The sequence below is a fragment of the Paractinoplanes tereljensis genome (assembly GCF_016862435.1).
GTDB lineage: Bacteria > Actinomycetota > Actinomycetes > Mycobacteriales > Micromonosporaceae > Actinoplanes > Actinoplanes tereljensis.
Window position 1 is genome coordinate 19,534 of sequence record NZ_BOMY01000032.1, and the last position, 18,246, is coordinate 37,779.

General features: G+C 70.6%; 11 protein-coding genes. 6 read left to right on the top strand and 5 right to left on the bottom strand.

Annotated elements, in window-relative coordinates:
- Positions 1–12: 12 nt before the first annotated feature.
- Genes Ate02nite_RS22695 through Ate02nite_RS22705 form a run of 3 tightly spaced genes read right to left on the bottom strand, consistent with a single transcriptional unit; the run spans position 13 to position 4,063 of the window.
- Complete coding sequence (locus tag Ate02nite_RS22695; RefSeq protein ID WP_203808772.1) at positions 13–1,650, bottom strand: NAD(P)/FAD-dependent oxidoreductase; 1,638 nt, start codon at positions 1,648–1,650, stop codon at positions 13–15.
- Positions 1,629–2,891: a cation:proton antiporter gene (locus Ate02nite_RS22700; RefSeq protein WP_203808774.1), complete on the bottom strand. Its 1,263-nt coding sequence runs from the start codon at positions 2,889–2,891 to the stop codon at positions 1,629–1,631. Before Ate02nite_RS22700 ends, Ate02nite_RS22695 begins: the two co-directional genes overlap by 22 nt.
- Positions 2,892–2,893: 2 nt before the next feature.
- Positions 2,894–4,063, bottom strand: a complete 1,170-nt coding sequence (locus Ate02nite_RS22705; protein ID WP_203808776.1) for an LLM class flavin-dependent oxidoreductase — start codon at positions 4,061–4,063, stop codon at positions 2,894–2,896.
- 221 nt (positions 4,064–4,284) lie between these two features.
- On the opposite strand from Ate02nite_RS22705, the gene Ate02nite_RS22710 reads away from it, so the two are divergent.
- From Ate02nite_RS22710 to Ate02nite_RS22730, 5 genes are all read left to right on the top strand, one after another.
- Positions 4,285–9,540: a diguanylate cyclase gene (locus Ate02nite_RS22710; RefSeq protein ID WP_203808778.1), complete on the top strand. Its 5,256-nt coding sequence runs from the start codon at positions 4,285–4,287 to the stop codon at positions 9,538–9,540.
- A 90-nt stretch (positions 9,541–9,630) separates the two neighbouring features.
- A complete protein-coding gene (locus Ate02nite_RS22715; protein ID WP_203808780.1) occupies positions 9,631–12,468 on the top strand; it encodes a GH92 family glycosyl hydrolase in 2,838 nt (945 codons plus the stop codon).
- 44 nt (positions 12,469–12,512) lie between these two features.
- A complete protein-coding gene (locus Ate02nite_RS22720) occupies positions 12,513–12,899 on the top strand; it encodes a DUF6394 family protein (RefSeq protein ID WP_203808782.1) in 387 nt (128 codons plus the stop codon).
- Positions 12,896–14,599, top strand: a complete 1,704-nt coding sequence (locus Ate02nite_RS22725) for a potassium channel family protein (RefSeq protein WP_203808784.1) — start codon at positions 12,896–12,898, stop codon at positions 14,597–14,599. The genes Ate02nite_RS22720 and Ate02nite_RS22725 overlap by 4 nt, the downstream gene beginning before the upstream one ends.
- Before the next feature lie 9 nt (positions 14,600–14,608).
- Entirely contained in the window at positions 14,609–15,808 is a 1,200-nt protein-coding gene (locus Ate02nite_RS22730) for a sensor histidine kinase (protein WP_239147608.1), read from the top strand.
- Positions 15,809–15,883: 75 nt separating this feature from the next.
- Here Ate02nite_RS22730 and Ate02nite_RS22735 read toward each other — a convergent pair whose 3' ends face one another.
- Complete coding sequence (locus Ate02nite_RS22735) at positions 15,884–16,930, bottom strand: hypothetical protein (protein WP_203808786.1); 1,047 nt, start codon at positions 16,928–16,930, stop codon at positions 15,884–15,886.
- A 205-nt stretch (positions 16,931–17,135) separates the two neighbouring features.
- Between Ate02nite_RS22735 and Ate02nite_RS22740 the strand changes: the two genes are divergently transcribed.
- A complete protein-coding gene (locus Ate02nite_RS22740; protein WP_203808788.1) occupies positions 17,136–17,777 on the top strand; it encodes a hypothetical protein in 642 nt (213 codons plus the stop codon).
- Here Ate02nite_RS22740 and Ate02nite_RS22745 read toward each other — a convergent pair.
- Positions 17,748–18,221, bottom strand: a complete 474-nt coding sequence (locus Ate02nite_RS22745; RefSeq protein WP_203808790.1) for a DUF4352 domain-containing protein — start codon at positions 18,219–18,221, stop codon at positions 17,748–17,750. The two genes, Ate02nite_RS22740 and Ate02nite_RS22745, sit on opposite strands and share 30 nt — an antisense overlap.
- Positions 18,222–18,246: the final 25 nt, after the last annotated feature.

An 18,246-nucleotide genomic window follows, 5' to 3' on the forward strand; every position in this document is an offset into this window, starting at 1 on the left:
TTTGAAGGTAAATCAGGAGGTTCGGACCAATTCGGCGGCTTTGGTGATCGTGGCGCGGTCGTAGTCGAAGTACTGGCGCAGCGGCTCCGGCGCTGCCGTCCGTCCCCACTGGTAGATCAGCCGCTGAGTCTCCATCGACCCGTCGTGCCACCGGCGCAGCACGTCGTGCAGATTGAGCGGCGACGGTGACGCCTCCCCGTCGCCGAGGATCCAGGCCAGCTCCGGCACGGCGTCGGTCGGCGTCAGCTCACCCCGCTTGACCCGCAGCATCACCTCGAAGCACGCCTCGAACTGCTCCTGCGCGCTGGGCAGGTCGGGGCAGAACGAGCCTGGCACCGCCCCCTGGTGCAACCGCTCCAGCAGGGCCGGCTCGTTGGTCTCCAGGTACTGGTAATAGGTGCCGGCGACCCGGATCACGCCCAGGTTCCACGCCAGGTACCACATCTTCGACCAGGCCCGCCACAGGTCGAAGTCGCGGAACGCGATGTACGACCCGGCGATCAGCTTGTCGTTGTTGTCGAGGATGTTCTGGTTGAGCGTCTCGATGTAGTCGAACCGCGCAGCCGAGTAGTCACCGGCCTCCCGAGCGGCCAGGAACCGCGGCACGAACGCCTCGATGACCGCCATGGTGTTCGCCATGCCCCGGCTGAACAGCGCGTCGATCGCCCCGGCCGCGTGGCTCATCAGCACCCAGCGGTCGCCGACCGTGCGAGAGGAGGAGAACTGGGTGCGCCCGGTGGAGATCCAGCGGAACGCCGAGGTGGCCCCCTTGAACTGCCGCGCGATCGCCGGGAACCGGTCGAGGAAGTCGGTCCACTCCTGTTCCGGGGTGACCCCCTCGGGCTTGGGGAACTTGTCGACGTCCAGGCTGAGCCCGACGCTGACCAGGTCGGACTCGCTGCCCTCGCGGTTGTCGAACGGGATGACCCAGAGCCAGCCGCCGTCGAACAGGTGGTGCAGGGTGCCCTCGTGCCACAGGTTGGGCTGGCCGCTGGACTCCTCGACCGAGTCGAACGGCACCACGCCGCGCATGTGCGTGAAGATGGTCCGCGAGTTGGTCTCGAACCGGCACGGCTCCTCGCGCAGCCCGAACACGTCGGCCAGCACCGAGGTGCGCCCGGTCGCGTCGATGACGTAGTCGCTGTGGAAGATCTCCCCGTCGTCGAGGACGACGACGGCCTCGTCCGCGCCGATGTCGACCGACTGGACGCGGACGCCTTCCCGGGCCACGGCCCCGTAACGAACAGCAGCCTGGAAGAGGTACTGGTCGATGTCGGCGCGCATCAGGTGCGACTCCGGGCCGTACGGGCCCTCGGAGACGCTGCACTGGGTCACCTCGAACGGATCGTGGTCCTGACCCGCGGTGTGGTAGACGAAGCCGAAGTTGGTCTTGATGCCGCACCGCCGGCTGGCGTGCTCGGCGATGCCGCCGCTTGTCGACACGTGGGCCAGCTCCGGCACGTCGTAACGAGCGGCCAGCAGCCGCAGCAGGAACGACGTCTCGCCGATGGTGGACTCGCCCAGGGCGAACCGCGGGTGCCGGGCCCCGTCCACGATGGCGACCGAGACGCCGAGCTTCGCGAGAATGGCGGCCACGGTGCTGCCACCGATGCCGCTGCCGAGGACGGTTACGTCGACGCGGGTGTCCATGATTGATCCTTCCGGTTCACAGATTTCCGGTCGCTGCGCTCGATCAGCGAGAGCAGGGGACCGGTCGCCAGAGTGGTGATGACCGCGTTGATCACCAGAACGGTGTAGAGCGTGGTGGTGAGCAGGCCGGCCGCCGCGCCCACGCTGAGCACGACGAGCTCGGTCAGGCCGCGGGTGCTCAGCAGCACGCCGAGGGTCAGCGAGTCGCGATGGGACAGGCCGGTGAGCCGGGCCGGCCCGGCGGCCCCGGCGATCTTGCCGATCATCGAGACCGCCACCGCCGCGACCAGGACTCCGGCGTCGCGCCACCCGAGCGCGGTGACGTCGACGCCCATCCCGGCCACCACGAAGAAGGCCGGCAGCAGCAGCCCACTGCTCAGGTCGGCCGCGCGGGTGGTGATGACGTCGATGACCGACTCGACCCGGGGCAGCGCCAGACCCAGGATGAACGGGCCGAAGATGCTGTGCAGGCCGATGCTCTCCGTGAACCAGGCGGCGAGCACGGCCGCCACCAGCGCGGCGATGAGCAGGGCCCGGGGCGAGATCCGGTCGAGAGCGCCGCGCCGCTGGGCCGCCGCCAGCCCGGGCCGCACCACCAGGAGCATCAGCAGAACGAACCCGATCACCAGCGCCGGCGTCACCCACGGCGGACGGCCGCCATGGCCGGCGAGTGCGATGACGCCGGCCAGCGCCAGCCAAGCGGCCACGTCGATCATCGCGGCGCAGGCGAGGGCGATGCTGCCCATCCGGGTGCCGGACATACCGCGGTCGCGCAGGATGCGGGCCAGCACCGGGAACGCGGTGATCGCCACCGCCACCCCGACGAACAGCAGGAACGGCGTGCGGCCGGCGTCCACCGTGTACCACGGCCAGATGACCACCGCGAGCAGCAGGCCGAGCAGGAACGGCAGCAGGGTCGCACCCAGCGTGACCGCCCCGACGGTGCCGGCCCGCCGGCCCAGCGTCGCGGTCTCCACCTCCAGCCCGACGACCAGCATGAAGATGACCAGGCCGAGCTGGGCGAGCATGTTCAGGTAGGGCTTCGCGTCGGCCGGCAGCAGCAGATGGCTGACCTGCGGCGCGATCAGGCCGAGCAGCGACGGGCCGGCCAGGATGCCGGCCACGATCTCGCCGACGACCGGCGGCTGGCCGGCCCGCTCGAAGAGAAACCCGCCCAGGCGGGCCAGAGCAACGACAAAGGCCAGGCTCAGGAGTACGTGCGACAGCACCTCGCTGGTCACGGCTACGACGCCCGCCGGCGCTCGGCGACCTCGTGCGAGTACTCCACCCCCGCCTTTGCCTGTGCGGCGGCCATCATCCGGCGTGTTCGGCCGTCGGTCTGCAGTTCCGCCTCGTAGGCCGCCAGCCGGGGCCAGCTCGCCGCGGTGAAGTAGGGGATCACCCGGCGGGCGAACAGCTCCAGCGACCGGCGGGTGGCGTGCGGGTCGGCGATGTCGGACTGCTCGATCAGGAACGTGCCGAAGCCCCCGCTGAGCTCCCACATCTTCTCGATGTGCGCGATCGCCTGCTCGGGCGTGCCGATCACCGCGGTGCCGGTGGTGGTCAGCACGTCCACGATCGCGTCCGGGTCGTCCAGGTCGACCGGCACGTTCATCGGCAGGATCTGCCGGATGTATTTGGTGTACGCGGTCAGGCCGTACCGCACCTCGGCCCGGGCCTGTTCCTCGGTGTCGGCCAGGTGCACCAGGCTCATCACCGACCACCGGTTGCGGTCGAACCGGAGGCCGGCCTCCTTGGCCTCTTTCGAGGCGATGCCGGCCGCGGTCCTCAGCGGATTTTCCGAGCCGGTGCCGAGCGAGGCGGAGGCGCCGAAGGAGACCATCCCGGCGCCGAACTTCCCGGCCAGCCGGGGCCCGGCCGGCGACTTGAACGCGGCGACCCGGATGTCGAACGGCCACCGGTACGGCCGCAGGTGCAGGGTCGCGTTGTCCAGCTCGAACCAGTCGGTCTTGCGGGTGACCGGTCCGTCGTACCGCAGCAGTGCGGTTATCGCCTCGAGGGACTCCTCCATCATCCGGCGCGCCTGCATCGGATCGTGGCCGATCATGGTGGCGTCCAGCGTCAGCGCGCCCGACCCGACCCCGAAGATCAGCCGCCCGCGGGTCAGGTGATCGAGCTGGATGATGCGGTCGAGCAGCATGAACGGGTGGTGGTAGGACAACGTGGACACACCCGTGCCGAGCCGGATGCGGCGGGTGCGCTGGGCGGCCGCCGCGATCATCAGCTCGGGCGCGGCGATGATCTGCCAGCCGCCGGAGTGGTGCTCGCCGAACCAGAACTCGTCGTAGCCCAATTGGTCGCAGTGCTCGGCCAGTGCGAGATCACCCTCGAGCTGCAGGGTCGGATCTTCGGCCGGGTGGTGGAACGGAAACAGCAATGCACCGAATTTCATGACACGCCCCCCGCGAGTCCCGGTCTTCGGATCATCGCAGTCCGGCGCAACTACGCCAATCGTGGATGTCTATGCCGGTGCGAAATGCGGGGAAAGTGAGAGTGTGATCCGCATCACTATGATCGAAGTGTCCACGGACTGCCAGGAAGACTTTCAAAGCTGGCATCACGCGAGGCCCGAGGCGTAACGTCCGAGAAACTCGTCGTGAATGGAAGGATCCGTTGACCTCGATCTTTGGGACGGCGCCCGGGGCGTTCTCCGACCTCGAGGTGATCTCGCAGCTCGGGCGTGGTGCCGAGACGGTCGTCTACCGTGTCCGCCGACACGGCGACGAGTACACGTTGAAGGTGCTGACCTCGGCCGATGCGAAAAAGGCCCTGGCCACGGTGCGGCGCGAGGCCGCCCTGCTCGGCTGCGTGGGCCACCCGTTGCTGCCCAAGATCTTCGAGGTCGGCGAGACCGCCGCCGGCCCGTACCTGATCCTCGAGTACATCGACGGCTCCCCGCTGTCGCACCGGCTGCGCCAGGAGCGGCTGGACGAGCCGGCCGCGGTGCGGCTCGCCATCGACCTGGCCGGGCCGCTGGCCGCCGCGCACCGGGCCGGCCTGGTGCACCGGGACGTCAAACCGGACAACGTGATCATGGAGCCGGCCGGCACCGGCCGGCTCATCGACTTCGGACTCGCCGCCCGCCGCGGTGCCCCCGACGACCGGGTGGCCGGCACGCTTCTCTACAGCGCCCCGGAGCAGACCGGCATGCTCAAACGGCCGGTCGACGGCCGCTCCGACCTCTACGCGCTGGGCGTGCTGCTGCACGAGTGCGTCACCGGCCAGGTGCCCTACCAGGCCAAGGACGCCGGCGAACTGATCCGGCTGCACGCCACCGCCCCGGTTCCGGACGCCCGCGACATGCGGCCCGACCTGTCACCCACGATGGCCGCGATCATCGCCACCCTGATGGCCAAGGACCCGGACGACCGCTACCAGAGCGGCGAGAGCCTGCTGAACGACCTGCGCCGGCTGGCCGAGGACCCGGGCACCCGGTTCCCGGTGGCCGCCGACCAGCGGACCGTCCAGCCGATCGGTCCGCATCGTCTGGTCGGCCGCGACCAGGAGGTGATCGCGCTGGCCCACCGCTGGCTGCGGGCCCGCGAGGGCGGCGGGGGAGCGGCCGTGGTCGAGGGCCCGGCCGGGGCCGGCAAGACCCGCCTGGTCCGGGAGCTGACCGACGCCGTCGTGGTCGACGGCGACCTGGTGCTGTACGGCAAGTGCGTGCCCGACGACCCGGTGCCGCTGGCGCCGCTGCGGGGCGCGGTCGAGCGCTACCTGAAAACCGTGGAACGGCTGCCGACGGCCGAGCGGGACGACGCCATCCAGCGGCTGACCCGGGCGGCCGGGCGCGGCGGCCCGCTGCTGCGCACGCTGTCGCCGCTGCTGGCCGACCTGGTGCAGGCGCCCGAGATCGGCGAACTCAACCACCACGAGCAGTTCGTCAACGCCGTCGCGTCGTTCCTGATCGGGCTGGCCGACGAGTTCCAGGGTGCCGTCCTGCACATCGACGACGTGCAGTGGCTCGACGGGCCGACCCGGCGGGTGCTGCGGCACGTGACCAGCCGGCTGACCGGCACCCCGCTGCTGGTCATCGCGACCAGCCGGGACGACGCCGCCAGCACCGCCGCGCTGACCCGGTTCGGCATCGACATGGATGCCACCCTCGACACCCGCATCCCGCTCGGCCCGCTCGACTCGGACGCGGTGGTCGAGCTGGTCGCCGAGCATCTGGGCGCGGTCCGGCTGCCGGCCGAGCAGATCGGCGAACTGGCCGTCCGGGCCGGCGGCAACCCGTTCACCGTCGGCGAGTACGTCCGGGCCGTCTTCGACGCCGGCCTGATCACCCCGTCCTGGACCGGCTGGCGGCTGGTCCAGTCCGGACTGGACCGTCTCGAACCGTCCGGCGACGCGATCGAGCTGGTGCTGCAGCGCATCGACACCCTCGGCCTGCAGAGCCGCCAGCTGCTGGCGGCCGGCGCGGCCGGCGGGCGCTACTTCCCGACCGAACTGGTGGCGCAGGTCTGCGACATCGATCCGCGGCAGGCCCGGGCCATGCTCACCGAGGCCGAGTCGCGGCGGCTGGTGACCGCGGCCGGGCCGGACGCGTTCCGCTTCCTGCACGACCGGATCCGGGAGGCGCTGCTCGCCACCCTCGACGTGGCGTCGCTGCGCCGGCTGCACCAGCGCATCGCCGAGGTGCTGGAGGCGTCCGCGCCGGACGACCGCCGCTTCGTCTACTCGATCGCCCGGCACTACGCGCTGGGCGAGACCGAACGCCGGCCGCATCGGGTCTACCTCAGCGGGTTCGCGGCCGGCCGGCTGGCGCTGGCCGAGCACGCCCCGGCCGAGGCGCGCGAGTTCCTGCAGGTCGCCGCGAGCGCGGCCACCGCGGCCGGGGTCACCCCGCAGCCCGACTTCCTGCTCGCCCTGGGCACCAGCTGCGCCCGCTCCGGCCGGTTCGCCGAGGCGCTGCGGCACCTGGACGGCGCGCTGCGCGGCGAACCGGACCGGCTGCACCGGGCCGAGATCCTGGCCCAGGTGGCGCTGGTGCACAACAGCGCGTGGAACCCGGACAAGGCGTTCGAGGCGGTCCGGCGCGGTCTGGCCGAGGTTGGCGCGCCGCTGCCGAACAGCAAGTTCGCCCTGATCATGAGCACCGTCTGGTCGATGCTTGTCGGCCTGATCGTGGGCCGCACCCGGCTGGGCTTCGGTTCGGCCCGCGGCCGCGCCCGCCAGCGCTTCCGGGTGCAGGCGGTGCTGTGTGACATCGCCACCTTCGCGCTGTCCATGCGGATGCGCCGGGCGATGCGCGCGACGATGAGCTTCCGCGCGATCTACCCGATCAACCGGCTCGGCCCGGGCCGGGAGTACGCCCAGCACATGGCCGGTCTCGGGGTGATCGCCGACGTGGCCGGCCGGGCCAAGCTGGCGACCGGCCTGTTCGACCGGGCCGCCGCGGTGGCCGCCGACATCGGCGACCCGGAACTGGTCGGCTACGTCGAATGGAAGCGCGGCGCCGGCAGCCACCTGGGCGGCCACGACGACGAGGGGCAGGTCTGGAGCCGGGTCCTGCTCGAGCACGAGCGGTGGCTGGAGCTCGGCGACTACCTGACCGGCGTGTCGACGGTCGCCATGCAGTACTTCAAGCGCGGCTGCACCGCCGAGGCCGAGGCGTGGTACCAACGCGGCCGGGCCCGGCTCGGCCCGGGCGCGCAGGCCGAGGGGGCCGCGATCGGCGCGGTCGCGGTCGTTCTCGCCGCGCAGCGCGGCCGGCCCGAGGAGGCCGCGGCCAAGCTCGAGACGATGCAGCGCTTCCAGAAGGCCAACCCCGAAAACCCCATGCAACAGATCAATGTGTACGGGGCCCGGATAGTCGCCCTGGTCGAGGAGAGCGTGCTCGGCGAGCCGTTCGAACGGTGCACCGCCGAGTTCGCCGCGCTCGGCCTGAAACCCCAGGCGATGGTCCCGGAGCAGCGGGTCTACTACGTCTTCGAGGCGCTCGGCCGGCTGGCCCGGTGCCATCAGGGCGGGTCCGACCGGGCCGCCGCCGAGGCCGCCGTGGCCCGGTTGGCGACGATGGCCGACACCAAGCCGCTGCGGGCCTGGCACCTGGTGACCCGGGCCGACGTCGAGGTGCTCAACGGCCGTCCGGACGACGCGATCCGCACGCTGTCGGCCGCCGAGGCCGAGCTGGTGCCGCTGGACGCGCCGCTGATCGGCTACGAGGCGGCCCGGGTGCGGGCCCGCGCGCTGGGCGCCCTCGACCAGCCCGCCCCGGCCGCGCACCACGCCAAGCTCGCCCAGATGATCGCGATCGACCAGCGCTGGCCGCAGCGGGTCCGCTGGATCACCGACGAGTTCCGGATCGACGAGCTCACCTCGACCAACCCGGGCACCATCACCACCACGACCAACCACAGCGCCGAACCGCACAACCCGACCCGCTACCAGCGCCGCCTCGAAGCGTTGCAGCAGGTCAGCCTGGCCTCGGCGACGGTGCTGGACCCGAGCGCGCTGGCCCGGGTGGCGCTCGACGAGACGCTGCGCATCATGGGCGCCGAGCGGGCCTTCCTGTTCCTGCTCGACCGCGAGCGCAACCAGCTGGTGCCGCACGTCGGCCGGGACGGCCAGGGCAACGACATCCGCGAACTGACCGGGTACAGCTCGACCCTGGTCGAGCGGGTGCGGCGCTCGGGCGAGCCACTGGTGGTGACCGGCAGCGAGGAGGGCGTGGCGCTCGGCTCGCAGAGCGTGCAGGTCCATGGCCTGCGTAGCATCCTGATCGCCCCGCTCCAGCTGGACGGCCGGCTGCGCGGCGTGGTCTACCTGGACAGCCGGGTCGCCAAGGGCGTGTTCACCGCCGACGACGTCGACATCCTCAAGGCCATCACCAACCACATCGCGGTGTCGCTGGAGACCGCCCGGGCCGCGCAGCTGGAGGTCGCGGTGCAGACGGCCCGCCGGCAGCGGGACGTGGCCGAGACGCTGCGCGCGGCGATGGCCGACCAGAGCTCGTCACTCGACCCCGACGAGGTGATGGAACGCCTGCTCACCAGCCTGGCCGGCACCCTGCGCGGGGACACCGCCGCGCTGCTGACCTGGGTGGACCGCGACCGGCTGACGGTCGCCGCGACCTACGGCGTCACCGCGCCGGTCGGCACCGAGGTGCACCCGCTGCCGCGGGAGCTCTACGAACTGGCCGGCCCGCGGGTGCGCACCGTGTTCCCGGGCGACCGGCCGCCGTTCGCCGGCGTGCTCGGCGCGCTGCGCTGCTGGTGGGCGATCCCGGCGGTGCAGGGAGCCGAGCCGTTCGGCGTCCTGCTGGTGGGGGCGACCGCCGAGGACGTGATGACCGAGGCGCAGATCCAGATGGCCGCGGCGATCGCCGGGCAGGGCATGACCGCGTACGAGAACGCCCGCCTGTTCAGCCAGGTGCGGGCGATGGCCACGATGGACGGGCTCACCGGCCTGTTCAACCGCAACCACTTCTTCGCCGAGGCCGAGGGGCAGCTGGCCGCCGCCCGGGCCGAGCGGCGGCCGATCGCCGCCATCATGGTCGACATCGACCACTTCAAACGCATCAACGACACGTACGGGCACCCGGTCGGCGACGAGGTGATCCGGGCGGTGGCGTCCCGGCTACGCGACGGCCTCGCCGACGGGGACGTGGTCGGCCGGTACGGCGGCGAGGAGTTCGCGGTGGTCACCCCGCGGGTGCCCGCGGTCGAGCTGGCCGAGCGGCTGCACCGGACGGTGTCCGGCGAGCCGATCCCGACCACGGTGGGCCTGCTGCCGGTTACCATCAGCGTCGGCGTGGCCGCGCTGGACGGCGGTGACCAGGACCTGCGACAACTGCTGGCGCACGCCGACGGTGCCCTCTACCAGGCCAAGCGCACCGGCCGCAATCGAGTCTGCACCTACGCCTGAGCAGGCTGCCCACCCAGGCAAAGAGCATTGACACATTTGCCTGTGTCGATACAGCCTGGCCTGACATCGTTGTCAGAGGAGGAGTCCGCCATGCTCCGCACTCGTGTCCTCGCCGTTCTCGCCGGCCTGGCCGTGACCATTCCGATCGGAACGGTGGCGCCGGCCGCTGCCGCCCCGCCCGATCTCGCCGCCCTGGTCAATCCGTTCATCGGCAGCACCAACCTGGGCAACGCCTATCCCGGCGCGGTCCGGCCGTTCGGCATGCTGGCCTGGAGCCCGCAGACCTCCCGGGGCAATCAGGTGTCCACCCCGGCGCCCGGCGGCTACCAGTACACCGCCACCAAGATCCGCGGGCTGAGCCTGACCCACCTCAGCGGCGTCGGCTGCTCCGGCGCCAACGGCGACATCCCGATCATGCCGCTGGCCGGCGCGATCGCCGGCTCGCCCAGCGCCGACACCACCGACGCCGTCTACGCGAGCACGTTCGCGCACACCAACGAGGCGGCCGAGCCCGGCTACTACCGGGTCGGCCTGGACAGCGGGGCCGGGGCCGAGCTCACCGTCACCGACCGCACCGGGATCGGCAACTTCACCTTCCCCGCCGACAAGCCCGCGAGCCTGCTGTTCCGCACCTCGATGTCGGAGACCGGCAGCGCCGACGCGAGCGTGCACCTCGACCCGGCCACCCGCACGATCACCGGCTCGGTAAGCGCCGGGAACTTCTGCGGGCCGCAGAGCACCGACAACACCCACGCGTACTACACGCTGCACTTCGTCGCGACCCTCGACCAGCCGTTCGCGGCCGTCGGCACCTGGAAAGACGGCACGCTCACCCCGGACAGCACCGACGCGACCGGTGGCAGCGGCTGGACCAGCGCCGGGCGGCCGGTCGCCGGGAAAGGCTCGGGCGGTTACGTGACGTTCGCACCGGGGACGACCGCGGTCACCATGCGGGTGGCCATCTCGTACACCTCGCTGGCCGGCGCCGAAGCCAATCTGGCCGCGGAGTCACCGGCGGAACTCGGCTTCGCTGAGGTCCGGGCGAATGCCCGGGCCGCCTGGAACACGCGGCTGGCCAAGGTCCGCATTGATGGCGGCACCGCGGACCAGCGCACCACGTTCTACACCGCGCTTTACCACTCCGCGCTGGAACCGACCCTGACCAGCGACGTCGACGGCAGCTACTACGGCGCCGACTCGCAGGTTCACGTGATCAAGAAACCGCAGAAAGCTCAATACGGCACCTTCTCCGGCTGGGACGTCTACCGGGCCCAGGTGCAGCTGCTCGCGCTGCTCGACCGGCGGCAGGCCAGTGACTATGCGCAGTCGCTGTTCAACTACGCCACCCAGCGCGACGGCGAGTGGGACCGCTGGCTGTTGCAGCACGGCAAGACCGCGGTGATGTCCGGCGACCCGGCCGCGGCCACCATCGCCGCGATCTACGCGTTCGGGGCCCGCGACTTCGACGCCCGTGGCGCCTTGAAATCCCTGGTGCACGCGGCGACCGTGCCCACCGCCAACGACGAGAGCGACCTGGGGTGCCCGGTCGAGTGCTTCGGGCAGCGGCCGTCGCTCGAGGAGTACATGTCGCTCGGCTACGTGCCGGCCGACGACTGCCACTGCTGGGGCGGCGCCGCCGAGACCCTGGAGGACGCGGCCGCCGACTACGGCATCGCCCAGCTGGCTCTCGCGCTCGGCGACCGCTCGACCTACCGCACCTTCCTGGCCCGCTCGCTCAACTGGCGCAACGTCTTCGACCCGCAGGCCACCGCCGATCCCGGGCTGGCCCACAACATCCGCGAGCACGTCACCGCGATCACCGCGAGCGGCGAGAACCCGCCCAGCGAGGGTAAGGCGCAGGCGCTCGACGGCGACAAGGGCACCAAGTGGCTGACCTTCGCCACCACCGGCTGGGTCGCCGCCCAGCTGGACGCGCCGCTGACCGTCGACCACTACGCGCTGACCTCCGGCAACGACGAGCCGGGCCGCGACCCGGTCGATTGGGAGTTGCAGGGCTCGGCCGACGGCAGCACCTGGACCACGCTCGACGCCCAGACCGGGCAGAAATTCGACAAGCGTGGGCAGACGGCCGAATATGCCGTGGCGACGCCGCAGCCCTATGCGAATTACCGCCTGAACGTCACGAAGAACGGCGGCGAGGACATCGTGCAGCTCGGTGAGCTGGAACTGGCCGACCCGGCGGTCGCCACCCCGGCCCCGATCGACAGCCCGTACGTCGGCTGGATGCGCGATCGCTACCGCGACGGCACCTGGGCCGAGGGGTTCACCCCGTCCACCCAGACCGGCTTCGTCGAGGGCAGCAGCGCCCAGTACACCTGGATGGTCTACTCCGACGTGCTTACTCTCGCCGAGCGGATGGGCGGGCTGGACGTGGCGACCGAGCGGCTCGACGCGTTCTTCCGCAACCCCGACGGCACGTTCGACCTCAGTGCCAAGAAGGCCACCCGGTTCGACGCCACCAACGAGCCGGACATCCAGACGCCGTACCTCTACAACTACTTCGGCGCCGCCTACAAGACACAGGAGACCGTGCGGGCGATCATCGACACGAAGTGGAGCAACGGCACCGGCGGCATTCCCGGCAACGACGACGCCGGCACGATGAGCGCCTGGTACGTGCTGTCCGCCCTCGGCCTCTACCCGACCGTGCCCACCCGGGCCGAGCTCGCCCTGACCACGCCGCTGTTCCCGCACGCCTCGGTGCGGCTGGGCGGTGGCGGCAAACTGACCATCGATGCGGCGGGCACCGGACCGTACGTCCAGGGCCTGACGGTCAACGACCGGGCGACCACGAAGGGCTGGTTGCCGGCGCGCACGGTCCTCGCCGGGGGCCACCTCGCGTACACCCTGGGCACGTCACCCAGCGCGTGGGGCAGCGGCCCCGGCGACGTACCCCCGCAGAACTGAGCTTCGGTGAGCGGCGCGCTCAGCGCGCCGCTACCGTAAGCGCCATGAGTTTGGAAAAGGTCGTCTTCGGCTTCTTCGTGCTGCTGGCGGCCACGCTGAACTTCGGCTTCTTCATCGGCGACATCTCCAGCCCGGAGCTGCACAACGTCTACGAGTTGTTCGCGGCGGTGGTGGTCAGCCTGATCGCCACCGTGCTGAAGTTCGGCGACCGCACCCAGATCGGCGCGGTCCACCTCGCCACCAGCCTGGTCGCCGACCTCCAACTCATCGCGGCCGCTCTGATGTGGGCGTACGCCACGCAGATCTCCTCGGCCGGGCTGGACGCCGAGGCGATGGCCGGCGTCGTGTCGCTGTCCGGCGGCGCGCTGCTGGCCAACCTCGTCTCGGTCGCCCTGCTGGTGATCGAGACGACGACGTTCCACCGCCGATGAAGGCCCGGCGCCGCCACTTCTCGGCGCGTTACGCCGAACAATCGCCGACGATCTTCCTGATCCTGCGGCGGATGCGCGCCCCGCTCATCCTGCTGATCACCAACTTCGCGGTCAGCGTCCTCGGGCTCACCCTCATCCCGCCCCGGATGAGCTTCTTCGACGCGTTCTACTTCATGAGCTACACGGCCACCACCATCGGGTACGGCGAGCTGCCCCAGCCGTTCAACGGCGCGCAGCGCCTGTGGGTCATGGCGACGATCTATCTGACCGTGGTGGGCTGGGCTTACACCATCGGCTCGCTGCTGGCCCTGCTCCAGGACCGCACGTTCCGGCAGGCGCTGGCCCTGCGCCGATTCAGCCGTACGGTGAATCGCCTGCGCGAGCCGTTCCTGCTGCTCGTGGGCTTCGGGCAGACCGGTCAGATCCTCGGCCGGGCACTCGACTCGCTCGGCCGCCGGCTGGTGGTGCTGGACCTGTCGGCCGAGCGGGTCGACGCCCTCGACATCGACTCGTACTACGCCGACGTGCCCGGCCTGGTCGGCGACGCCGCCGACCCGCGCACCCTCGACCTGGCCGGCCTGGAACACCCGCAGTGCGAGGGCGTGCTGGCGCTGACCGACAACGACGAGGTCAACCTGGTCGTCGCGATGACCGCGGCGCTGATCCGCCCGGACGTGCCGGTCATCGCCCGCACGGTGTCCCCGGCCACCGAGCACCGGATGCGGGCGTTCGGCTCGCCGACCGTGGTCAACCCGTTCGACCGGTTCGGCGACCACGTCCGGCTGGCGCTGCACGCCCCCGCGTCGTACCAGTTGATGTCCTGGCTGGCCGGCGGCCCCGGCGCGGAACTGCCGGAGCCCGGCCGGCCACCCGCCGCCGGGCACTGGGTGGTCTGCGGGTTCGGCCGGTTCGGCCGCAAGTTCGTCGAGGACCTGCGGGCCGACGGCCTCGAGGTCACCATCATCGACCTTCTCGAACAGGAGGACGAGCCGGGCCTGATCGTCGGCGACGCCTCCGACCCGGCCGTGCTTCGCCGTGCGCGGCCGGCCGACGCGGTCGGCTTCGTCGCCGGCACCGACAACGACACCACCAACCTCTCGCTGATCGCCGCGGCCCGCCGCCTCAACCCCGGCCTGTTCATCACCGCCCGGCAGAACCACCGGGCCAACGCACCGCTGTTCGCGGCGCTGAACGTCGACTGGACCCTGGTCGCGGCCGAGGTGGTGGCGCGCGAGATCTACGCGCAGCTGAGCTCGCCGCTGCTGTGGCGGTTCCTGCAGGACATGCCGGCCTGCGGCAACGACTGGGCAACCGACCTGCTGGAACGGCTGGAGGCGCACTGCGGCAGCCGGCTGGGCAGCGTCTGGAAGGTGACCCTGAACGACCGGGAGGCGCCGGCGCTCGGCCCCTGGCTGGACCGCGGTGACGCCCGGCTGGGCGACCTGGTGCGCAGCCCGCAGGACCGGGACCGGCAGGTGGCCGCGGTGCCGCTGCTGCTGCTCCGCGACGACGAGGCCACCCTCGGCCCGGCCGACGACGTGACTTTGCAGTCCGGCGACCAGCTCCTGTTCGTCGGCCACCCGATGGCCCGCCGCGCCCTGATCGACACCATGATCAACCGAGCGACCAGCGAGTACGTCCTCAACGACCGCACCGTCGCCGCCGGCTGGCTCTGGCAACGCCTTTCCCGGCGCCCGTAGATTGTCCCGGTGGACGTTCTGAAGCCACTGACCACCGTGGTGCCGTACGTGTTTCTCGCGCTCCTGGCGGCGGTCACCGTGGTGGCCGGATTCGACCCGGTCAACCTGACGCTGTGCGCGCTGGCCGCGCTCTGGATTCTGGCGATGTACACGTTGCGCCCGGCCCGGCGGGACAGTCCCCGGCAGATGGGCGTCTTCCTGGCCGGCCTGCTGCTGATCACCCTGGTCCTGGTCCTGCGCGACCCGTGGTACGCGCTGTTCACCCCGGCCTGCTACTTCTACGCCTTCCGGATCATCGGCTGGCCGGCCGAGCTGTACTTCATCGGCGGCACCGCCGCGGTGGCCGGCATCGCCCAGGCGTCCGGACTCGACCCCCGCACGCCGGCCGGCCTGACCGGTTACGCGGTGACGGTGCTGGCCAACGCGGTGCCGCTGTGCGGCCTGGCCTGGCTGATCCGGATCAGCGAGCGCCGCGAACGCGAGCGGGAGGCGGCGCTGGGCGAGGCGCGAGCGGCCAACGAGCGGCTGGCCACCGCCCTGGCCGAAAATGCCGACCTGCAGCAGCAGTTGCTGACCCAGGCCCGCACGGCCGGCGTGCTGGACGAACGCCAGCGAATGGCCGGCGAGATCCACGACACCGTGGCCCAGGGCCTGATCGGCATAGTCACCCAGCTGCAGGCGGCCGCCCAGGCCCCCGGCGAGGATTGGCGGCGCCACCACGACGCGGCCACCGACCTGGCCCGCGAGAGCCTGACCGAGGCCCGCCGCTCGGTGCACGCGCTACGCCCCCGCGAGCTGGAGTCCGGCCGCCTGGACGAGGCCCTGGCCGAGGTGGCCACCCGCTGGTCGACCCGCCTGGGCCTCACGGTCGAGTTCACCACCACCGGCACGTCCCGCCCACTGCCCCCGGAGGCCGAGGCGGTCCTGCTCCGAACCGCCCAGGAGGCCCTGGCCAATGTCTCCCGGCACGCGTCCGCGACGAGAGTCGGCATCACCCTGTCGTACCTGGACCACGACGTGGCCCTGGACGTCCGCGACGACGGCCGAGGCTTCGACCCGACCGCCCCACGCCCGCCAACAGCGACGACCGGCGGCTTCGGTCTGGTAGCCATGCGCCGGCGCATAGAGGGCCTGGCCGGCACCCTGGCCATCGAGTCCGAACCAGGAGCCGGCACCGGCATCTCCGCCTGTCTCCCGGCCGCCGCCTAGTGCGGTGTCCGCAAGTTCGTTTCCGGTACCCCACCGACGTGGTGATTCACCAAGTCTTCCTGAGGCCAGCTGGTCTCAGTCAGGCGGTCGATAATTGCGTCGCTCGCCCAGCTCTCGCTTCCACTCTGCCCAGCGTTCACCGGGGACCGCGGGAACAGAACCTTGCTGTGGCCTTCCCGGTAATGGCCCACCTGCACCAATGGTGCCTGCTTGTTGTTGATCCTGGATGGAAATTGATCGACGTGAACTGGGGACAGCACGGATCAGCACCTCGAGGAGGCCGCCGCCAGCAACACCGAGTAGGGCGCCGGCGATGAACAGGTGGCTTTCCCGGGCACGGGACAACTCGCTGTCCGAAATCAGCAGCGACAACCAGCCTAAGGATGTGCTCGCGCTCTCTGGGTCAGCCTTCTCATCCCATCTTATAAGTGATGGAGAGGTCAGCGGCGGGCTTACATTAATGACCGTCTGACCCGCAGCAAGGGCCCCGCCGAGCACTGAGCACCCGCCAAAGTCCGGGCCACGGGTAGAGCAAGTCGGATAAGACATCGCCAACAACCCGCCGCCGACTGCGCCGATAGGGCGCAGCATCGTCCAAGAAGCACTTACCCCTAGCCCGCCCCTGAAGTCCTTCGGAACGGTGATCGTTATTTGATCGCCATGTTGGGAGAAGCTTTCGCCCGGCTGATCTTCGACCGGTATAATAGGCGAACCTAGATCCCGTCCTAGCGCGATCGGATCAGTGGGCCTAGCATCTTCCCAAGCGGTAATACTAATCTTCTTGCCGCGCAAGTCGCCCATTTCGCCGTATATCAAAACGCTGATCCTGTCTTTTAGGTCGTGGCGGCGCGCCCCGCTAAAAGTGGGATCGTAATTATCTGAATCTACCGAAACATTGAAGTAGAAGTGCGGCTCGGGCGGCCTTACCGAATCTCCGCCGTCGTCGTCTGCAAGCTGGGCTGACACGTGGCCGAAGAAATGGGAGATCGGAGTGGGCGCATTCGCTATTTGGTATTGCCACGATGCGACACCGAACGCTATGCCTGTGAACACGGCAAGGACGACTAACTCACGCCAGCGATTTCCCTGCAGGTTACCGGGCTGTGGTGAACGTGCTCGCATGTACCGTCCACTCCCCTCGGCGTCAGCCAGGATGATCGCATTCGATTGCGGAAGGTGCCAGCGGGGTGTGGCAGAAGGCTGGCGGCTAATCCGAAGCCCACCTCCGAAGGGCGAGCAGTGGGACTCACCCCCGGTGCCACGGGACCGGACGCATCGCGTACGGAAAAGAAAGCGCGAGAGGACGACGCTGCTTACCATCGGCGGCGTGATTCCGAAAGGGGACCATCGGGACGTCGAGGCGGCGCTGCGGGCCGATGGGTGGACGCCGTGTGGCGCCGGGGACTGGGCGATCGCGCTGCGGTCGCCGGATGGCACGCGGGCGGCGCGGATCACCCCGTTCGATCCGACCGGGCCCTATGCGGCGACGCTCTACCGCGAGGCCGCGCACACCCGCCAGGTGCCTGAGCTGTTCGACCACCGGCGGCTGACCGGCGGGGGTGACCTGCAGGTCATGGAGTTTCTGCGGCCGGTCGAGGAGGCCGAGGCGGTCGCGTTTCAGTCGGCGATCGGCGCGCGGGCGGCCGAGGTCGCCGAGTTGGCCGACATCGTACGCCGGGTCCACGAACGAGCCCGCCGGGAACTGCCCTGGTGCGGACCGCTCGACGCGAACCCGGCCAACGTCATGCGCGCCGCCGACGGGCGGCTGGTGGTGACCGACCTGTTCTACGCGGATGGGCCGAACCTCTACACCGCCGATCCCGCCCTGATCGTGGCGCGGATCCCGGAGGGCGAGCGGCGGTTCATGGCCGACATCCCGTTCGCGTCGACCGGCCCGTGGAAGCCCGGTGAGCAGGAAGCGCTGCGGGCTGGGATCGAGTCAGCTCAGCGGGATGCTGATGCCGGTTGAGGTGGTCGACTCGCTCAGCACGATCTTGGTGAGCGTCGCGGTCTTCGGGACGTCGTAGATCAGGTGGTCGTCGATGGTGGCGCCGCCGGCCAGGTCGTCCAGGAGCAGGGAGCCGCTCTGGATCTGGGCCAGCGCGTCGGCCAGGTAAGCCGTGCCCGCGCTGTCGTACGCCTTAGCGAACGAAATGCCCGGCTTGCGGGCGGCGATGGTGAGGTTGTGCACCGTGAGGCCGACGGTGCAGAACGTGCCCTTCGGGGTCTCGCCCTTGATCGCCGCGGGGTCGCACTTCAGCGAGGTCACCGTGTATTCGAAGGTGCCGTCCTGGGTCACCGCCGCACCCATCGTCCCGCTGGTCACCGTCACGGCCGGCGCCGCGACATCAGCCGCGACATCGGAGGCGCACCCCGCGAGCAGGACCACCAGGGCGAGGGCGAGCTTCTTCATGCCGCCTTGTTTCGGCAGCCTGCGC

Excerpts from the sequence above, each read along its gene's own strand:
- Ate02nite_RS22695 (WP_203808772.1), bottom strand. The coding sequence starts at position 1,650 with ATGGACACCCGCGTCGACGTAACCGTCCTCGGCAGCGGCATCGGTGGC.
- Ate02nite_RS22705 (WP_203808776.1), bottom strand. The coding sequence starts at position 4,063 with ATGAAATTCGGTGCATTGCTGTTTCCGTTCCACCACCCGGCCGAAGAT.
- Ate02nite_RS22715 (WP_203808780.1), top strand. The coding sequence starts at position 9,631 with ATGCTCCGCACTCGTGTCCTCGCCGTTCTCGCCGGCCTGGCCGTGACC.
- Ate02nite_RS22720 (WP_203808782.1), top strand. The coding sequence starts at position 12,513 with ATGAGTTTGGAAAAGGTCGTCTTCGGCTTCTTCGTGCTGCTGGCGGCC.
- Ate02nite_RS22725 (WP_203808784.1), top strand. The coding sequence starts at position 12,896 with ATGAAGGCCCGGCGCCGCCACTTCTCGGCGCGTTACGCCGAACAATCG.
- Ate02nite_RS22735 (WP_203808786.1), bottom strand. The coding sequence starts at position 16,930 with ATGCGAGCACGTTCACCACAGCCCGGTAACCTGCAGGGAAATCGCTGG.
- Ate02nite_RS22745 (WP_203808790.1), bottom strand. The coding sequence starts at position 18,221 with ATGAAGAAGCTCGCCCTCGCCCTGGTGGTCCTGCTCGCGGGGTGCGCC.